This window comes from Microbacterium schleiferi (assembly GCF_038150145.1).
Taxonomy (GTDB): domain Bacteria; phylum Actinomycetota; class Actinomycetes; order Actinomycetales; family Microbacteriaceae; genus Microbacterium; species Microbacterium schleiferi_B.
In genome coordinates this window covers 223,347-239,267 of record NZ_JBBWSA010000003.1, presented here as the reverse complement: position 1 = coordinate 239,267, position 15,921 = coordinate 223,347, and the positions used below count along the sequence as shown (strand labels likewise).

Sequence of the window (15,921 nt, the reverse complement as noted above, 5' to 3'; positions counted from 1 at the left end):
ACGACCCGAGTCCACCGACTGAGGACAAGCGAGATGCGGGGACGGATCGAGGGGCTCGGCTGGGGAATCCTCGGCGTGCTTGCGATCGTCCTGCTCTGGGAGGGCTACAAGTTCCTCGGGCCCGCCGAGGGGGTCACGATCGGAGCTGTCGAGGGCCAGACCGGCTCGGGCATCATGATCCTGCCGCGCACCCACGACCGTGCAATGCCCCACGTCTGGGACATGATCACCCGACTGGTCGCACCCACCAGCGGCGGCGACACGCCACCCCTCATTGCGACCGTCGCCATCGCCGCGCTCACGACTCTCGGGATCGCCGCGGTCGGATGGGTCCTCGGCGTCGTCGTGGGCGGCGCTCTGGCTCTGGTCATGCAGCGCTGGCAGCTCCTGGAGTGGGGACTGCTGCCGTGGATCGTCGTGAGCCAGACGGTTCCCCTCATCGCGTTCGCTCCCGTCATCAACGCGATCGGCAACCAGATCGATCGCGGCGGGACGAGCTGGCCGCAGTGGCTGTCGGTCGCCGTTATCGCCTCGTATCTCGCGTTCTTTCCCGTCGCAATCGGAGCTCTGCGGGGCCTGGAAGCACCCGACCGCATCCACGTCGATCTGATGCGCACCTACGCCGTCGGCTATTGGTCGACACTGCGCCACCTGCGGCTGCCTGCTGCGGTGCCGCACCTGCTCCCGGCTCTGCGACTCGCGGCCGCCAACGCCGTGCTCGGCGTCGTCGTTGCGGAGGTCTCGATCGGCATGCGCGGCGGCATCGGACGGATGCTGATCCAGCTCGCCGGTCAAGCATCCAGTGACCCTGCCGCCCCGTGGGGACCCATCTTCGGCTCGGTCGCGCTCGGCTTGATCGCGGCCGGCTCCGTCGCCCTGATCGGCGTGGGTCTGCACCGCTACCGACGAGGAGAGGCCACCGCATGAGCCCCGAAACGACCGCCCCCGACAGCCTCGCCGTGCAAGCGCGAGACGTCGGCAAGGTGTTTCCCACCGCCAGCTCAGATGTCACAGCTCTCACCGGCGTGGACCTGGAGGTCGCCGCAGGCGAATTCGTCTCACTCATCGGACCGTCGGGATGCGGCAAGTCGACGCTGCTGCGCCTGATCGCCGATCTGGATGTCGCGACCACGGGCGAGCTGCAGATCTTCGGCAAACCTGCCCACCGGGCCCGGATCGATCAGGACTACGGCATCGCCTTCCAGCAGGCGGGACTCCTGCCGTGGCGCACGGTAGCGGGCAATATCGCGCTCCCCCTCGAGTTGCACGGCACCGCGAAGTCCTCGCGCGACGTGCGGGTGCAGGAGCTGGCCGACCTGGTCGGACTCTCGGATTTCATCGACCGCTATCCCGACCAACTCTCCGGAGGCATGCAGCAGCGCGTCGCCATCGCGCGGGCGCTGGCAGCACGCCCGCGCCTTCTGCTGATGGACGAACCGTTCGGAGCGCTCGATGAGATGACCCGCGAATACCTGCAGTCCGAACTCACACGCATCGCCGCCGAGACGGGAGCGGCAGTCGTCTTCGTCACACACTCGATCCCCGAAGCCGTCTTCCTCTCGGATCGGGTCGTTGTCATGAGTCCCCGGCCCGGTCGCATCACCGAGATCATCCCGATCGGTCTCGGTCCGGGCCGAGGCGAGGATCTTCGCGAGTCGCCCGCATACTTCGAGCGCGTCACGGCAGTGCGAGAAGCCCTCCACGGCGCCAAGGTCGAGAGAGCGAACGAGAGATGAGCCTGCGCGGCACAACGATCGGGGCCCGCCCGTTCCCCGGCTGGGTGCGCATCGCCGCGCCGATCGGGGTCGGCATCCTGGGTCTTGCCGCCTGGATTCTGTACGTGGATGTGGCAGCGGCAGCGCCGCGGATGCTGCCCAGTCCTGTCGCGATCGTGCAGGAGTTCGTCTCGCACGCCGACATCATCACGGAGGCGATGGCGGTCACTGCCACCAACGCGCTCATCGGGCTCATCGTCGGCTCGCTCGTTGCGATCGCGCTGGCAGCACTGGCCGCGGCGATCCGACCGTTCGACGGGATGCTCGCACCGATCGTCGCAGCGCTGGCGGTGATTCCGATCGTCGCGATCACACCCGTGCTCAACACGATGTTCGGCGCGTCCAGTCAGTTCGGCAGGCAGGCCGTGGCGGGGCTTGCCGCGTTCATCCCCGTCTTCATCAACGTGCTGCGCGGCCTGCGGCAGAGCAGGCCCGTGCACCGCGACCTGTTCCGCGCGTCAGCGGCCACGCCGGGGCAGACCTTCCGACTGCTCACTCTGCCGACGGCCCTGCCGTACCTCATGACGGGACTGCGTATCGCAAGCTCCCTGGCGGTCATCGCGGCCCTCGTGGCGGAGTACTTCGGCGGGCCCGCCGACGGAATCGGAACCGCGATCGCGACCTACGCGAAATCGGGCCGCGCAGCCCTGGCGTGGGCGTTCGTCCTGGGCGGCATCATCATCGGCCTCGTCTTCTTCCTGGTCACCTCGCTCCTGGAGCGCCTGGCGACCCGAAGGATGCCGGTCTAGCCGGCATCGAGCACCACCCGCACCACCGAGAGAGCAACCCACTGAAGAAGGGAACACCGTGAGACACAGCACCAGACGCGGCCTCGTCGCCGCATCCACACTCACCGTCGCCGCACTCACCCTGGCGGCATGCGCGGGCTCGTCAGAACCTGCCGCTACCGAGGACAGCGGAGATTTCGAGCCGCTGACCTCTATCAGCCTGCAGCTGCAGTGGCTCCCGCAGGCGCAGTTCGCGGGCTACTACGTCGCCCTCGATCAGGGCTACTTCGAGGAGGAGGGCTTCGACGATGTCGAGATCATCCCGTCCGGCGGCGACATCGTCCCGCAAGACGCTCTGATCGCAGGGGACGTCGACTTCGCGATCGCCTGGGTCCCGAAGGTTCTCGGCAGCCTCGAGGCCACCGGCGTCGAACTGACCGACATCGCGCAGGTCTACCAGGAGTCGGGCACCACTCAGGTCTCGTGGGCGGACTCGGGCATCACCGAGGTCGCTGACTTCGAGGGCAAGCGCATCGGCTCGTGGGGCTTCGGCAATGAGTGGGAGATCTTCGCGGCGATGGCCGCCGAGGATCTCGACTCCACGACCGTGTCGATCACGACGCAGGACTTCAGCATGAACGCGCTGCTGGACGGTGACGTGGATGCCGCGCAGGCCATGACCTACAACGAGCTCGCCCAGGTCCTCGAGACCGTGAACCCCGAGACCGGTGAGCTGTACACGCTCGATGATCTGAACGTCATCTCGTACGAGGACACCGAGGGCGCGATGCTGCAGGACGCGATCTGGGCAGACACCGAGCGCCTGGCCTCCGACCCGGCATATGCCGACGCCGCGGTGCGTTTCCTCAAGGCCATCACGAAGGGCTGGATCTACGCGCGCGACAACCCGATCGATGCTGCCGCGATCACGTACGACTACGCGATCAACGCGGAGGCCGCCTACCCGGTCGGGCCCGTGCACCAGGAATGGATGATGAACGAAGTCAACAAGCTCATCTGGAACGGATCCGAGTTCGGCGTCATGGACGCGGCGGCGTGGGACAAGACCGTGGCAGGAGCACTGTCGGCGGTCAACCAGGACGGGCTGAACCTCATCACGGCCGAACCTCCTGCCTCGGCGTACTCGAACGAGTACATCGAGCAGGCTCTCGCGGAGCTCGTCGACGAAGGGTACGACGTCTCGGCGACGTACACCCCGATCGACGTCACTCTGACCGAGGGCGGCCAGTAAGACCCCTGCCTGACCGGCCGAGCGTGCTCGGCCGGTCAGGCACCAACACACCTCCAGATGAGCGGACCCCATGACGATCGACAGCGAAGCCTTCGAGCTTGACCGAGCACACGTCTTCCACTCGTGGTCGGCGCAGGCACACCTGAAGCCCCTCGTCTTCGCCGGTGGATCGGGCACCGAGCTCTGGGACGATACGGGCCGGCGCTACCTCGACTTCTCGAGCCAGCTCGTCAACGTGAACATCGGGCACCAGCATCCCACGGTCGTCGCTGCTATCGCGGAGCAGGCCGAGACTCTGACGACGATCGCGCCGACCGCCGCGAACCTCGCCCGTGGGCGAGCCGCGCAGCGTATCGTCGCCCATGCCCCGACGGGTTTCGAGAAGGTGTTCTTCACCAACGGCGGCGCCGACGCGAACGAGAACGCCATCCGAATGGCCCGGCTGGTGACCGGGCGCGACAAGATTCTCACGACCTACCGCTCCTATCATGGCAACACAGGAGCGGCGATCGTCTCCACGGGCGACTGGCGACGCATCCCCAATGAGTTCGCGCGCGGTCACGTCCACTTCTTCGGGCCATACCTGTATCGCAGCGAGTTCTGGGCGGACTCGGTCGAGCAGGAGTGCGAACGCGCGCTGCATCACCTCCGGCGGATCATCGAAGCCGAGGGTCCCACCACGATCGCGGCGATCCTGCTCGAGACGATCCCCGGCACGGCGGGGATCCTCATTCCGCCACCCGGATATCTCGCCGGCGTTCGGGCACTGGCCGACGAGTTCGGCATCCTGCTGATCCTCGACGAGGTGATGTGCGGCTTCGGGCGCACCGGACGCTGGTTCGCCTTCGACGGACACGACGTCGTGCCCGACCTGATCACCTTCGCCAAGGGCGTCAATTCGGGCTATGTTCCCATCGGCGGCGTCCTGATCAGCGAACCGATCGCGCACGCCTTCGACGACCGTGTCTTTCCCGGTGGCCTCACCTACAGCGGGCACCCGCTGGCCGCGGCATCCATCGTCGCAACCCTCGATGCCATGGAATCGGAAGGTATCGTCGACAACGCCGCGCGCATCGGGGTCGACGTACTGGCGCCCGCTCTCACCGACCTCGCTGACCGCCACCGCGTCATCGGGGAGGTGCGAGGCGAGGGCGTGTTCTGGGCACTCGAGCTGGTCACCGACCGGACCACCCGCGAGCCCCTCCCCGCGGCCGAGGTTGCCCGCGCGAAAACGGAGCTGCTGGCGCGGGGACTCCTGCCGTTCACGGTCGATAACCGCATCCACGTCGTCCCGCCCTGCACCGTGAGCGACCACGAGGTCGCGCAGGCCATCGACATCTACGACGAGGTTCTCACGCTGCTGGACGGCGCCCTGTGAGCTGCGCTGTCCACGCACGTCAGGACGTCATCGCCGACTCCCTCGACGAAAGGACCCCCCATGTCTGAAGTCCCTGTGCTCGACCACTGGGTCGGCGGCACCGCCTGGCAGGGCGCCTCGGATCGCGTGGCGCCGGTCTTCGATCCCGCCCGCGGGGTCGTGCAGCGGCACGTGCGGCTGGCGTCGACATCCGATGTCGATGCGGCGGTCTCCACGGCGATGGCCGCCGCTGCTGCGTGGCGCGACGCGAGCCTCGCGAAGCGGCAGACCGTCATGTTCGCTTTCCGTGAGATCCTCAACGCTCGACGCGACGAGCTGGCGCGAATCCTCACGTCCGAACACGGCAAGGTACTGGCAGACGCTCACGGCGAAATCGCCCGGGGGCTGGAGGTCGTCGAGTTCGCGTGCGGAGCACCGCACCTGCTCAAGGGCGAGTACTCCGAGAACGTCTCGACCGGGATCGACGTGTACACGCTGCACCAGCCGCTCGGTGTCGTGGGTGTCATCAGTCCGTTCAACTTCCCTGCGATGGTGCCGCTGTGGTTCGTACCGATCGCCCTCATGTCCGGCAACGCGGTCATCCTCAAACCGAGCGAGAAGGATCCCTCTGCGGCGAACTGGATCGCCGAGCGCTTCGCCGAGGCGGGGCTTCCTGCCGGGGTGCTGTCGGTCGTACACGGCGACAAGGAGGCGGTCGACGCGATCCTCGATCACCCCGACATCGCGGCGGTGTCGTTTGTCGGGTCGACTCCGATCGCGACCTACATCTATGAGCGGGCAAGCTCGGCCGGCAAGCGCGTCCAGGCCCTCGGAGGCGCAAAGAACCACATGCTCGTGCTGCCGGATGCCGATCTCGACCTGGCCGCCGACTCTGCAGTGAACGCCGGGTTCGGTTCCGCGGGCGAGCGCTGCATGGCGATCTCCGTGGTCCTCGCCGTCGATTCGATCGCCGATGCCCTCGTGTCCAAGATCGCCGAGCGGATGTCGACACTGCGCACCGGCGACGGATTGCGGGGGTGCGACATGGGTCCCCTCATCACCGAAGTGCACCGCGACAAGGTCGCCGCGTACATCGGCATTGCCCGCGAGGACGGGGCAACCGTCGTGATCGATGGCACCGGCATCGAGGTCGACGGCGAGCCGGCAGGATTCTGGCTCGGCCCCACTCTGCTCGATGACGTGTCGACGGGGTCAGCCGCCTATCGCGACGAGATCTTCGGCCCTGTGCTCTCGGTCGTGCGGGTCGCGGGATACGACGATGCGCTCGCGCTCATCAACGCCAGCCCGTACGGCAACGGCACGGCGATCTTCACGAACGATGGCGGCGCCGCCCGACGGTTCCAGCGCGAGGTCACGGTGGGGATGGTGGGGATCAACGTGCCGATCCCGGTTCCCGTCGCGTACCACTCGTTCGGCGGATGGAAGGCATCGCTGTTCGGGGATGCGAAGGCTTACGGCCCGCAGGCTTTCGCGTTCTTCACGCGGGAGAAAGCGGTCACCTCGCGCTGGCTCGATCCTTCGCACGGCGGCCTGAATCTGGGGTTCCCGCAGAACACCTGACGTAATGCGCCGCTCGTCACCCGCGGGCAGTGGGAACAACGGGTCGGTTCTCGTAGAAGGTCTGCAGGACAACCGTCGTGCGCGTGCTCACATTGGCTGCCAACCGGATCTCTCGCAGCAGCGACTCCAGGTGCCTGGGAGTAGCGACCCGCACGAGCAGGAGGTAGCTTGCCGCGCCCGCAACCGAATGGCACGCCTCGATCTCCTCCAGGTGTGCGAGGAGTTCGGGTGCGGTATCGGGCTGCGCCGGGTCGAGCGGGGTGATCTCGACGAACGCGGCAAGCGGCTTGCCGACAGCCTCGGGATCGACCACGACGCGGTAGCCGGTGATGATCCCCCGGCTCTCCAGGCGGCGCACCCGCGCTTGCACGGCCGAGACCGACAGCCCGACAGCCGCTGACAGGTCCGCGAGAGTCGCACGGGCATCAGCCGATAGCGCGCGCAGGATTCGAGCGTCGGTGTCATCGTCGAGCCGAGGGGGCAGGGTTTCCGGGGCCATGCGAACGAGCCTACCGATCGCAAGCAGCATAGGCCGGAAAAATTCCTGCCGAAGAGCAATAGAAACGGAGAAAATCTAGAATCGCGGGAACCCTACGTTCGGAGGCCTCATGTCGACCCTGTCGTCCCCCGCACCGCTCACTCCCCTCGCGCCCGCCGAGATCGCCGCCTCTGCCGAAGAGTCCTCGGCCTGGCACGAGCTGAAGACCGCAGCCGAAGCGTTGCACCCGCTGCAGGTCGCCGATGGTTCGATTCCGGATGCCGCGCACCACACTGCCGCCCGCGAGTACGTCGCAGCGCTCGTGCAGGCGATCGAGGAGCTGGCACCCGGGTTCCCCCATGACGCCGCCTACCTCGCCGCCCTCACGCGAGACTTCCAGAGGTGGGCAAGCGAAGGCTTCGGCGTTCCCGACTTCCTCGATTCGCTCGTGGAATTCCAGCCGCAGCAGCAGCGCGTCGACGGCATCCGTCACCTCGTCGTCTTCCCGATGTACACGCAGAACGGATCGAGGCAGCGCCACGTCGAGGCGGTGCTGGTCGACGCCATCTGGCCCGAGTTCGTCGCCGAGCTCGAGAGCACCGACTACGGCAATGCCCTGTTCGTTTCGCTGCGACTGATCGACTTCACGTCGGGCTACGACACGAACTCGGCTGTCCTTTTTCCCGAGACCGTGGCAATGCGCGAGATCCCGACCTTCACCTGGGGCGGAATCTTCCAGGACCGCGAAGCAGCCCGCTACCGTCGGGTCGTGCGCGCAGCAGCCGAGATCACCAAGCTCGACCTCCCCGCCGATGCGGCCCGGATGCTCGATGACGCGGCGCTCGCCGAGCGCACGTTCGTCATGTGGGACCTCATCCACGACCGCACGCACATGCGCGGAGACCTGCCCTTCGACCCGTTCATGATCAAGCAGCGGATGCCGTACTTCCTGTACGCCCTCGAAGAGCTGCGCTGCGACCTCACGGCGTTCCGCGAGAGCGTGCGGATCCACGAGCGACTCCAGGCGCGGCTCGAGGGCGGAGAGGCGCTGAACGCGACCGAAGCGGAGACCCTCGAGCACGCGCGACTGGTGCAGTACGCCGTCGTGTTCGACCGCATCTTCCGCTTCGCTATCACGGGCTCCCGGGTGCGCAACTACGACGGGCTGGGCGGTCAACTGCTGTTCGCGTGGCTGCACCAGCGCGGCGTGCTGCACTGGACCGATACCGCCCTCACGATCGACTGGGACGCGGTCCCCGCCGCGGTGGTCGCGCTGGCCGACAGCATCGACGAGCTGTACTGGGCCTCGATCGACCGCCCCAAGCCCGTGCACTGGCTGGCGGCTTACGACCTCATCCGCCAGACGCTTCCGCCCCACCCCGCCTCGAAGTGGAACCGGGGACTCGCCGACGGCGTCCTCGCCGGCCCCCTTTCGGGCTACACGGATGCCGTGCTCGACGACGAATTCCCGCTGTCGATGTTCTACGAGGCGCTCGAGAAGAAGATGCGCCCGGTGATCGCGTCGACCGCCGGCATCCGCGCGGGCGACGCGTGAGCGCCGCGCAAGATCGGGTCCGTGCGAAACGTAGGCTGAGACGGTGACCAGCACACCCGTCCACGCCCGCGGCTTCGCCTCCGACAACTACTCCGGCATCCACCCCGAGGTGCTTGCGGCGATCGCCTCAGTGAACGCCGATCACGAGCCCGCGTACGGTGCCGACACCGTCACCGCGCACCTGCGAGAGGTGTTCGCGGGCCACTTCGGCAAGCCCGTCGAGGTGTTCCCGGTCTTCAACGGCACGGGCGCCAACGTCACGGCGCTGCAGTCGATGCTGCCCCGGTGGGGAGCTGTTATCGCGGCATCCACAGCTCACGTCAACAGCGATGAAGGCGGAGCGCCCGAGAAGGTCGGCGGCATCAAGCTGCTCACCATCCCGACCCCCGACGGCAAGCTCACGCCCGAGCTCATCGACACCGAGGCGTGGGGGTGGGGTGATGAACACCGCGCCCAGCCGCTGGTTGTCGCGATCACCCAGTCGAGTGAGCTCGGCACGCTCTACACGCCGGCCGAGATCCGGGCGATCGCCGACCACGTCCACAAGCGCGGGATGCTGCTCTACATGGACGGTGCTCGCATCTCGAACGCCGCGGCGGCCCTCGACCTCCCCCTGCACGCCTTCACGACGGATGTCGGGGTCGATGTCGTCAGCGTCGGCGGGACCAAAAACGGGGCGCTTGCCGCCGAAGCGATCGTGGTGCTCAACGACTCGGCATCCGTGGGGCTCCACTACCTGCGCAAGATGAACATGCAACTCGCCTCGAAGATGCGGTTCGTCTCGGCCCAGCTCATCGCCCTGTATGAGGGCGACCTGTTCCTGCGCAACGCGCGGCACGCCAACGCCATGGCGGCGCGACTGCGCCGCGGCCTCGAGGAAGCCATCGCCGCCGGAAGCATCCGCGGGGTCGGGTTCACCCAGCAGACCCAAGCCAACGGGATCTTCGCCACTCTGCCGCCGGGCGCAGCCGAGCGCGTCCGCGAAAGTTTCCGGTTCTACGACTGGGATGCCTCGGTCGGCGAGGTGCGGTGGGTGTGCAGCTTCGACACCACCGAGTCCGACATCGACGCCCTGATCGAGGCGATCGCCCGCGCGACAAACGCCTGAGGCACCTCGCGCGGGCTCCCTCAGGCGAGGTCGAGCTCGACGGTTGCGAACGAGTGCGCCGGGAGCCGCACCGAGAGCACACCGTCGTGGATCCGCGTCTCCAGCGACACCGGCGCCACCCGGTCGGGCGCGCTCGGGTCGTTGAACGCCGATGCACTGTCGGCGGTGAGCACCCGAGCGCGGGCCACCGAGGCTGCGCGCCCCCGCAGATCGACGCGGACGTCCAGGTCGTCCTGCGCCGACAGGTGGGTGAGTGAGATCAGAACACTGGCGTCTTTCACGGATGCCGACAGCGACAGCAGCGGCAGGTCCTCGTCCCCCACCGCGTGAGTCGGCGCCTCGAGGACGTGAGCGCCCAACTGCGCGGCATCCTGGTGCCCCTTGTTCATCTCGAACACGTGATAAGTCGGCGTCAGCACGAGGCTCTCGCCGTCGGTGAGGATCATGGCCTGCAGCACGTTGACGGTCTGGGCGATGTTTGCCATCGTCAGGCGGCGAGCGTGCCGGTGGAAGATGTCGAAGTGCAAGCCGGCCACCAGCGCGTCGCGCACGGTGTTCTGCTGGAACAGGAATCCGGGGTTGGTCCCCTCTTCGACGTTCCACCACGTGCCCCACTCGTCGCACACGAGGTCAATACGCCCGCGCGGGTCATAGGCATCCATCAGCGCGACGTGGGACGCGAGAATCCGCTCGATACCTGCCGCATACGCCATCGTCCGGTAGTACTGATCCTCGGTGAAGCCCGCGGCATCCTCGGTGTTGATGCCCGTTCCCGAGTGCGTGTAGTAGTGGAACGAGATCGCCTGATAGACCGGGTTGTCGTCCTTCGTGCACCCGAGGCAGTTCACGGCCTCCATGAGCGCGCGGGTCCAGCGCAGGTCACCCTCGTTGGCACCGGCGGCGATGCGCGTGAGCTGGTTGCCGCCGTGGTTGCGGCAGAACGTGGCGTAGCGCCGGGCCTCCTGCGCATAGTGCTCCGGCGACATGTTGCCACCGCATCCCCATGCTTCATTGCCGAGGCCCCAGAACGGCACCTTCCACGGCTGATCGCGACCGTTCTCGCGCCGCAGCCGCGCCATGGGGCTGTCATCGTCGCGCGTGAGGTACTCGACCCACTCGCTCATCTCCTGCACCGTGCCGCTGCCGAGGTTTCCGTTGACGTAGGGGTCGGCGCCGAGCATGTCGCACAGGTCCATGAACTCGTGGGTACCGAAGTGGTTGTTCTCGATGACGTCGCCCCAGTGGGTGTTGGCCATCCGGGGACGCTGCTCACGCGGACCGATGCCATCCCGCCAGTGGTACTCGTCGGCGAAGCATCCGCCCGGCCATCGCAGGTTCGGAATGTTCACGGCGCGCAGAGCCTCGACGATGTCAAGACGGATGCCGCGCTCGTTGGGGACCGGTGAGTCCTCGCCGACCCAGAACCCGTCGTAGATGCAGCGGCCGAGGTGCTCGGCGAAGTGCCCGTAGAGATGACGGTTGATCCGGGAGCCGGTCACGTCGAGGTCGATGACGGCGCGTGCGGTTTCGGTCATGAGGTCAACTCCAGTCGGATGCGGGGGTGAGCGGAACCAGCGCCGGTCGCTGCACCGTGGTCGTGAGGGTGAAAGGACTGTTCTCTCGGGCAGAGTGGAGGAGCCCGGTCATAATTTCGAGGACGTGCAGGGCGAGAGCCCCGCTCGCACGGTCTGCGCCGGTGCGGACGTGGTCGATCAGTCCGATGCCGCGCCCCGCGTCGCCGTAGCCAGCCGACGGGGCGACGCTCTCCCAGTCGGGCGCTCCCAGCATCCGTACCTGCACGTCACCCTCGAACATGTTCGGGTCGGGAACCGCGATCGAGCCGGTCTCGCCGTGGACCTCGATGGGCGCCGCGTGCGTGGCGACGCTGTCGAAGCTGAACACCACGGTCGAGATCGCGCCGCCGACGTGCCGCAGGGTGCCGGTGACGTACGTGTCGACCTCGACCGGGATCTCTTCCCCCGCGCGGGGGCCCGACGCGATGGTTCGAGTATCACGGCTGCGGGAGGAGGCTCCGCTCACACTCTCGACGGGCCCGAGGAGGTGGACAAGCGAGGTCAGATAGTACGGCCCCATGTCCATGAGCGGCCCGCCGCCCTCGCGGTAGTAGAAGTCGGGGTTCGGATGCCACGCCTCGTGGCCCGGGGCCACCCAGGTGGCTGTCGCTGCGAGGGGCCGGCCAATCCGTCCCGAATCCACGATCTCCCGGGCGGTCTGGATGCCGGTTCCGAGCACCGTGTCGGGTGCACCGCCGACCCACGCCTGCCCACGGGCTGCCATGATCTGTTGCGCCTGCGTCAGCGTCGCTGCGAGCGGCTTTTCGCCGTAGACGTTCTTGCCTGCGGCGAGCGCGGCCAGCGCGACCTCGGCGTGAGCCGCGGGGATCGTGAGGTTCAGAACGGTGTCGACGGCGGGGTCTGCCATCAACCCAGCAACGCTCAGGGCGCGGCATCCGGGGATCGTGGCGGCGACCTCGCGGGCACGAGCCTCATCGAGGTCGGCAACCGCGACGATCGCGATGTCGTCGAGCCCGACGAGGGTTTCGCGGTACTGCGCGAAGATGACTCCCAGTCCGACTACGCCGATGCCGTGCGTGCTGCCCACAGCAGCCCCCTCTCGATGATGGTGCGGACATTCGTGTCCTCGAGGACATCGAGGCTGTGCCCGGGCGTCGCGACGAACACGCGCCCGGATCCCCACAGCCGTGTCCAGATCGCGGGCGAGGTGATCGGGCGATGCCACGGGTGGTAGGTCTGGGTCGGATGGGTCGTGGTCGCCAACACGTCGTTGAGGTCATCGTGCAGCACCCAGTACTGCTCGGTGGTCAGCTCGAAGTCAGCGATTCCCGCCGTGATCTCGTGCTCGCGCCCGAGCTGGGTCATCTCGACGGTGTACGGCAGATAGTTGTCGCTCTGGTCACCGTGGCACTGGTCGGGGCTCTTGGACGGATGCGTCGCGAACTGTCCCCCGATCAGCTGCAGGTAGTCGGAACTATTGCGATACGAATCGGCGATTCCGCCGTGCCAGCCAGCAAGCCCCAGTCCGTCGCTGACCGCCGCCCGCAGTCCCGTTAGGGCATCCTGCGAGATCTCGGACATCGTGACGCACTGCAGCACGAGGTCGGTTGCCCGCATCGTCGCCTGGTCGGCGTAGACCTCGGGCGAGTCCTCGACCCGCACCGCGAATCCGCTGGACTCGAGGAACGGGATGAACAGGTCCGTGGCTTCGACGGGCCGGTGCCCGTCCCACCCGCCGCGGACGACGAGTGCTTGTCTGGTGGTCATGATGGTGCTCCTTCCACGGCCGTCATGATGCTGCCTCGCGCCGCGCTGTCTTCCACGGCAGCGAGCACGCGCTGGACCTGAGCGGCCTCGGCGAACGAGGGCGATGCCGTCGTGCCGGCGGTGATCGCCCGCACGAAGTCCACGATCTGGTGCGTGAAGCCGTGTTCGTATCCGAGGCCGTGGCCCGCCGGCCACCACGCAGCCGCGTACGGGTGCTCGGGCTCGGTGACCTGAATGCGACGGAAGCCCTGCTCGCCAGCCGGATCGGTGGCGTCATAGAACTCGAGCTCATTCATGCGCTCGAAGTCGAACGAGACCGAGCCGAGCGTTCCGTTGATCTCGATGCGATTGGCGTTACGCCTACCGGTCGCCATCCGCGTCGCCTCGAACACCCCCATGGCGCCGCCGGCGAAGGTGGCGGTGAACGCGGCGGCGTCGTCGACGGTCACCTCACGTCGCGCCGCGCCGTCGGTTGCTCGACCTCCGAGCCCGACCTGCTCCGTGAGCTCGGGACGATCGGTGACGAAGGTTCGCGTAATCGCTGAGACGGCAGTGATGGGTTCACCGGTGAGCCACTGGGCGGTGTCGATACTGTGAGCGCCGATATCACCCAGGGCGCCCGAGCCGGCGCGTTCCCTGTCCAGTCGCCAGGTGAAGGGCGCGTCGGGGTCGCTCAGCCAATCCTGCAGGTACTGGGCCCGCACGTGCCGGATCTCGCCCAGCCTCCCAGCCGCGATGAGCTCACGCGCGAGCGACAGCGCGGGAGTGCGACGATAGCTGAATCCGCACATCGCAACGAGGTTGGGGGCTGCAGCCGCGGCCGCGACCATCCGCTCGGCGTCGGCGACGCTGTTGGCAAGCGGCTTCTCGCACAGCACGTGCTTTCCAGCGGCAAGTGCCGCGAGCGTGATCTCGGCGTGGGTATCGCCGGGCGTGCAGATGTCGACCACGTCGATGTCGGATCGCTCCACGACCTCCCGCCAGTCGGTCGACGCGGCGAGCGCCCCGAACTCACGGGCGGCATCGGCAGTACGTGCCGCGTCCCGCCCGACGAGGACGGCGATCTCGGGTGTGGCATCCAGGCCGAAGAAGCGGTGCGCGGTGCGCCACGCGTGGGCGTGCATCGTGCCCATGAAGCCTGTGCCGATAATGGCAACCCTCATGGCGGCTGAACTCGACATCCCCATCGACATCGCCCTTCTCTCGCGATCCGCGCACCAGGATGCCAGGCGTCGTGGCGCGCGCCCTCACTCTTGCGCAAAAATCGGAGCGTGAGCTCTCTCGCCCAGATCGCCGCCGAGAGCGGGGTCAGCGTCTCAACGGCTTCGCGCGCGCTGCGCGGCAAGGGCGAGATGTCGGCGCAGACGCGAGCGCGGGTTCTTGCCGCGGCGCAGCGGCACGGCTACTCCGCAACCGGGGTCCGCCGAGGTCGCCCACGAACGGGAACATCCCGCCTGTTCGATCTCGTGCTGGGACGGTTTCATGACCCCTACGCCGACGAGGTCACCGCCGGCGCGCACCTGGCCGCTGCCCGCCATCGGTTCGATCTCGTCCTCACGGCAGAGCGAGACACTCCCGACGACGACTGGCCCCTGCGGGTCCGGGCTCGCGGCTCAGCGGGTGTCGCGCTCGGACTGATCCTGCCCACCGCCGCCCAGCTCACGGTCCTGCGCGACGCGGGAATCCCGATCGTGCTGATGGATCCGCGGGCCGAGGCAGAAACATCGCTGACCAGCGTGCGCACGACCGATCGCGCCGGAGCGGCAGCGGCAGCCGAGCACCTGCTCGAGGCGGGATCCAAAGAGTACGTCGTCGTCGATGCCGCGCCGTCCTACCGCTTCGGACGCGCGCGCGTAGAGGGCTTCGAAACCGCGGTGCGTTCGCGGCACCCGACGGCCGTTATCCACCGGGTTCGCGCGGACTGGAGCGCGCCGGGCGCCTGGCGCGCGAGCCTTCCGGCGCTGCGCGAGGCTGCGGCATCTGCACCGATCGGCGTCTTCGCGATCTCGGATGAGATGGCGATCGGCGTGTATCGCGCCGCCGCCGACCTCGGCCTGCGCGTGGGGCAGGACGTGCTCGTGGTCGGGTTCGACGACGTTCGCGGAGCGAAGTGGGTCCAACCTGCCCTGACGACGGTTCGCCAGCCGATCCGTGACATGGCGGGAGCCGCGATCGATGAGCTCGTTGCTATCGCCGCAGGCGCAGACCCCCAGCCGCGCATCATCGAGCTGCCGACGACCCTGGTGGTGCGCGGCTCGACCGGGGCTCCGACCGCCGTCGTCGAGGGGCTCAGCCGCGAAAGTCTTCGGGATCGACCTCGTCGAGAAAACGTTTGAACTCGTCGACTGAAGCCTCCGCGTCATCCTCGTCGAGGATGTCGGGCATGCCGGCTTCCTCGAGGACGGCATCCGCAACCCAGATCGCAGCGCCAACTCGGGATGCCAGCGCGATGGCATCCGAGGGTCGCGCGTCGATGACGAGAACCTGGTCGCCGTGGATGATGGTGATCTCGGCATAGAACGTGCCGTCCGTGATCCGCGTCACCTCGACGCGCGTCACCTGAGCGTGCAGTTGCTGGATCATCACCGACATGAGGTCGTGGGCAAGCGGTCGCGGTGTCACGGCGTGTTCGACGGCGACGAGAATGGATGTCGCTTCCTGAGCACCGATCCAGATCGGAACGATCGAGCCGGTTCCGGGCGGATCATCCAGAGGCTTGAGCAGGATGACGTGCTGCCCCATCGAGTCCATCGCCACCCCGGCGACGCGTACCTGGACCATGCCG

The 15,921-nt window shown here is 67.6% G+C and carries 15 protein-coding genes; 9 read left to right on the top strand and 6 right to left on the bottom strand.

Annotated features, from left to right (window positions below):
- The first annotated feature begins 33 nt into the window (after nucleotides 1-33).
- From AADH62_RS04620 to AADH62_RS04595, 6 genes are all read left to right on the top strand, one after another.
- Nucleotides 34-927: an ABC transporter permease gene (locus AADH62_RS04620; RefSeq protein WP_341578477.1), complete on the top strand. Its 894-nt coding sequence runs from the start codon at nucleotides 34-36 to the stop codon at nucleotides 925-927.
- On the top strand, nucleotides 924-1,736 hold the full coding sequence (locus AADH62_RS04615; RefSeq protein WP_341578476.1) for an ABC transporter ATP-binding protein: 813 nt from the start codon (nucleotides 924-926) through the stop codon (nucleotides 1,734-1,736). The genes AADH62_RS04620 and AADH62_RS04615 overlap by 4 nt, the downstream gene beginning before the upstream one ends.
- Nucleotides 1,733-2,524, top strand: coding sequence for an ABC transporter permease (locus tag AADH62_RS04610; RefSeq protein ID WP_341578474.1), 792 nt, complete (start codon nucleotides 1,733-1,735; stop codon nucleotides 2,522-2,524). Before AADH62_RS04615 ends, AADH62_RS04610 begins: the two co-directional genes overlap by 4 nt.
- Before the next feature lie 58 nt (nucleotides 2,525-2,582).
- Complete coding sequence (locus AADH62_RS04605; RefSeq protein ID WP_341578472.1) at nucleotides 2,583-3,755, top strand: ABC transporter substrate-binding protein; 1,173 nt, start codon at nucleotides 2,583-2,585, stop codon at nucleotides 3,753-3,755.
- Between the two features lie 70 nt (nucleotides 3,756-3,825).
- A complete protein-coding gene (locus AADH62_RS04600; protein WP_341578471.1) occupies nucleotides 3,826-5,133 on the top strand; it encodes an aspartate aminotransferase family protein in 1,308 nt (435 codons plus the stop codon).
- A gap of 60 nt (nucleotides 5,134-5,193) precedes the next feature.
- Nucleotides 5,194-6,693, top strand: coding sequence for a CoA-acylating methylmalonate-semialdehyde dehydrogenase (locus tag AADH62_RS04595; RefSeq protein WP_341578469.1), 1,500 nt, complete (start codon nucleotides 5,194-5,196; stop codon nucleotides 6,691-6,693).
- Nucleotides 6,694-6,709: 16 nt separating this feature from the next.
- On the opposite strand, the gene AADH62_RS04590 is transcribed toward AADH62_RS04595, so the two are convergent.
- Nucleotides 6,710-7,192, bottom strand: a complete 483-nt coding sequence (locus AADH62_RS04590) for an Lrp/AsnC family transcriptional regulator (RefSeq protein ID WP_341578468.1) — start codon at nucleotides 7,190-7,192, stop codon at nucleotides 6,710-6,712.
- A gap of 109 nt (nucleotides 7,193-7,301) precedes the next feature.
- Between AADH62_RS04590 and AADH62_RS04585 the strand changes: the two genes are divergently transcribed.
- Both AADH62_RS04585 and AADH62_RS04580 read left to right on the top strand, forming a co-directional pair.
- A complete protein-coding gene (locus AADH62_RS04585) occupies nucleotides 7,302-8,726 on the top strand; it encodes a DUF6421 family protein (protein ID WP_341578466.1) in 1,425 nt (474 codons plus the stop codon).
- 43 nt (nucleotides 8,727-8,769) lie between these two features.
- Nucleotides 8,770-9,834, top strand: a complete 1,065-nt coding sequence (locus AADH62_RS04580) for a threonine aldolase family protein (RefSeq protein WP_341578465.1) — start codon at nucleotides 8,770-8,772, stop codon at nucleotides 9,832-9,834.
- A 20-nt stretch (nucleotides 9,835-9,854) separates the two neighbouring features.
- Here the strand turns inward: AADH62_RS04580 and AADH62_RS04575 are convergent, their stop codons facing one another.
- From AADH62_RS04575 to AADH62_RS04560, 4 genes are read right to left on the bottom strand one after another with little or no spacing between them, the layout of a single operon-like run.
- Nucleotides 9,855-11,369, bottom strand: coding sequence for an alpha-N-arabinofuranosidase (locus tag AADH62_RS04575; protein WP_341578463.1), 1,515 nt, complete (start codon nucleotides 11,367-11,369; stop codon nucleotides 9,855-9,857).
- A gap of 4 nt (nucleotides 11,370-11,373) precedes the next feature.
- Nucleotides 11,374-12,456: a Gfo/Idh/MocA family oxidoreductase gene (locus tag AADH62_RS04570; RefSeq protein WP_341578462.1), complete on the bottom strand. Its 1,083-nt coding sequence runs from the start codon at nucleotides 12,454-12,456 to the stop codon at nucleotides 11,374-11,376.
- Entirely contained in the window at nucleotides 12,429-13,136 is a 708-nt protein-coding gene (locus AADH62_RS04565; RefSeq protein ID WP_341578460.1) for a ThuA domain-containing protein, read from the bottom strand. The genes AADH62_RS04570 and AADH62_RS04565 overlap by 28 nt, the downstream gene beginning before the upstream one ends.
- Nucleotides 13,133-14,317, bottom strand: coding sequence for a Gfo/Idh/MocA family oxidoreductase (locus AADH62_RS04560; RefSeq protein WP_341578568.1), 1,185 nt, complete (start codon nucleotides 14,315-14,317; stop codon nucleotides 13,133-13,135). The genes AADH62_RS04565 and AADH62_RS04560 overlap by 4 nt, the downstream gene beginning before the upstream one ends.
- Nucleotides 14,318-14,407: 90 nt before the next feature.
- Between AADH62_RS04560 and AADH62_RS04555 the strand changes: the two genes are divergently transcribed.
- Entirely contained in the window at nucleotides 14,408-15,472 is a 1,065-nt protein-coding gene (locus tag AADH62_RS04555) for a LacI family DNA-binding transcriptional regulator (RefSeq protein ID WP_341578459.1), read from the top strand.
- On the opposite strand, the gene AADH62_RS04550 is transcribed toward AADH62_RS04555, so the two are convergent.
- Complete coding sequence (locus tag AADH62_RS04550; RefSeq protein WP_341578458.1) at nucleotides 15,426-15,917, bottom strand: bifunctional nuclease family protein; 492 nt, start codon at nucleotides 15,915-15,917, stop codon at nucleotides 15,426-15,428. The genes AADH62_RS04555 and AADH62_RS04550 overlap by 47 nt on opposite strands.
- Between the last annotated feature and the right edge of the window lie 4 nt (nucleotides 15,918-15,921).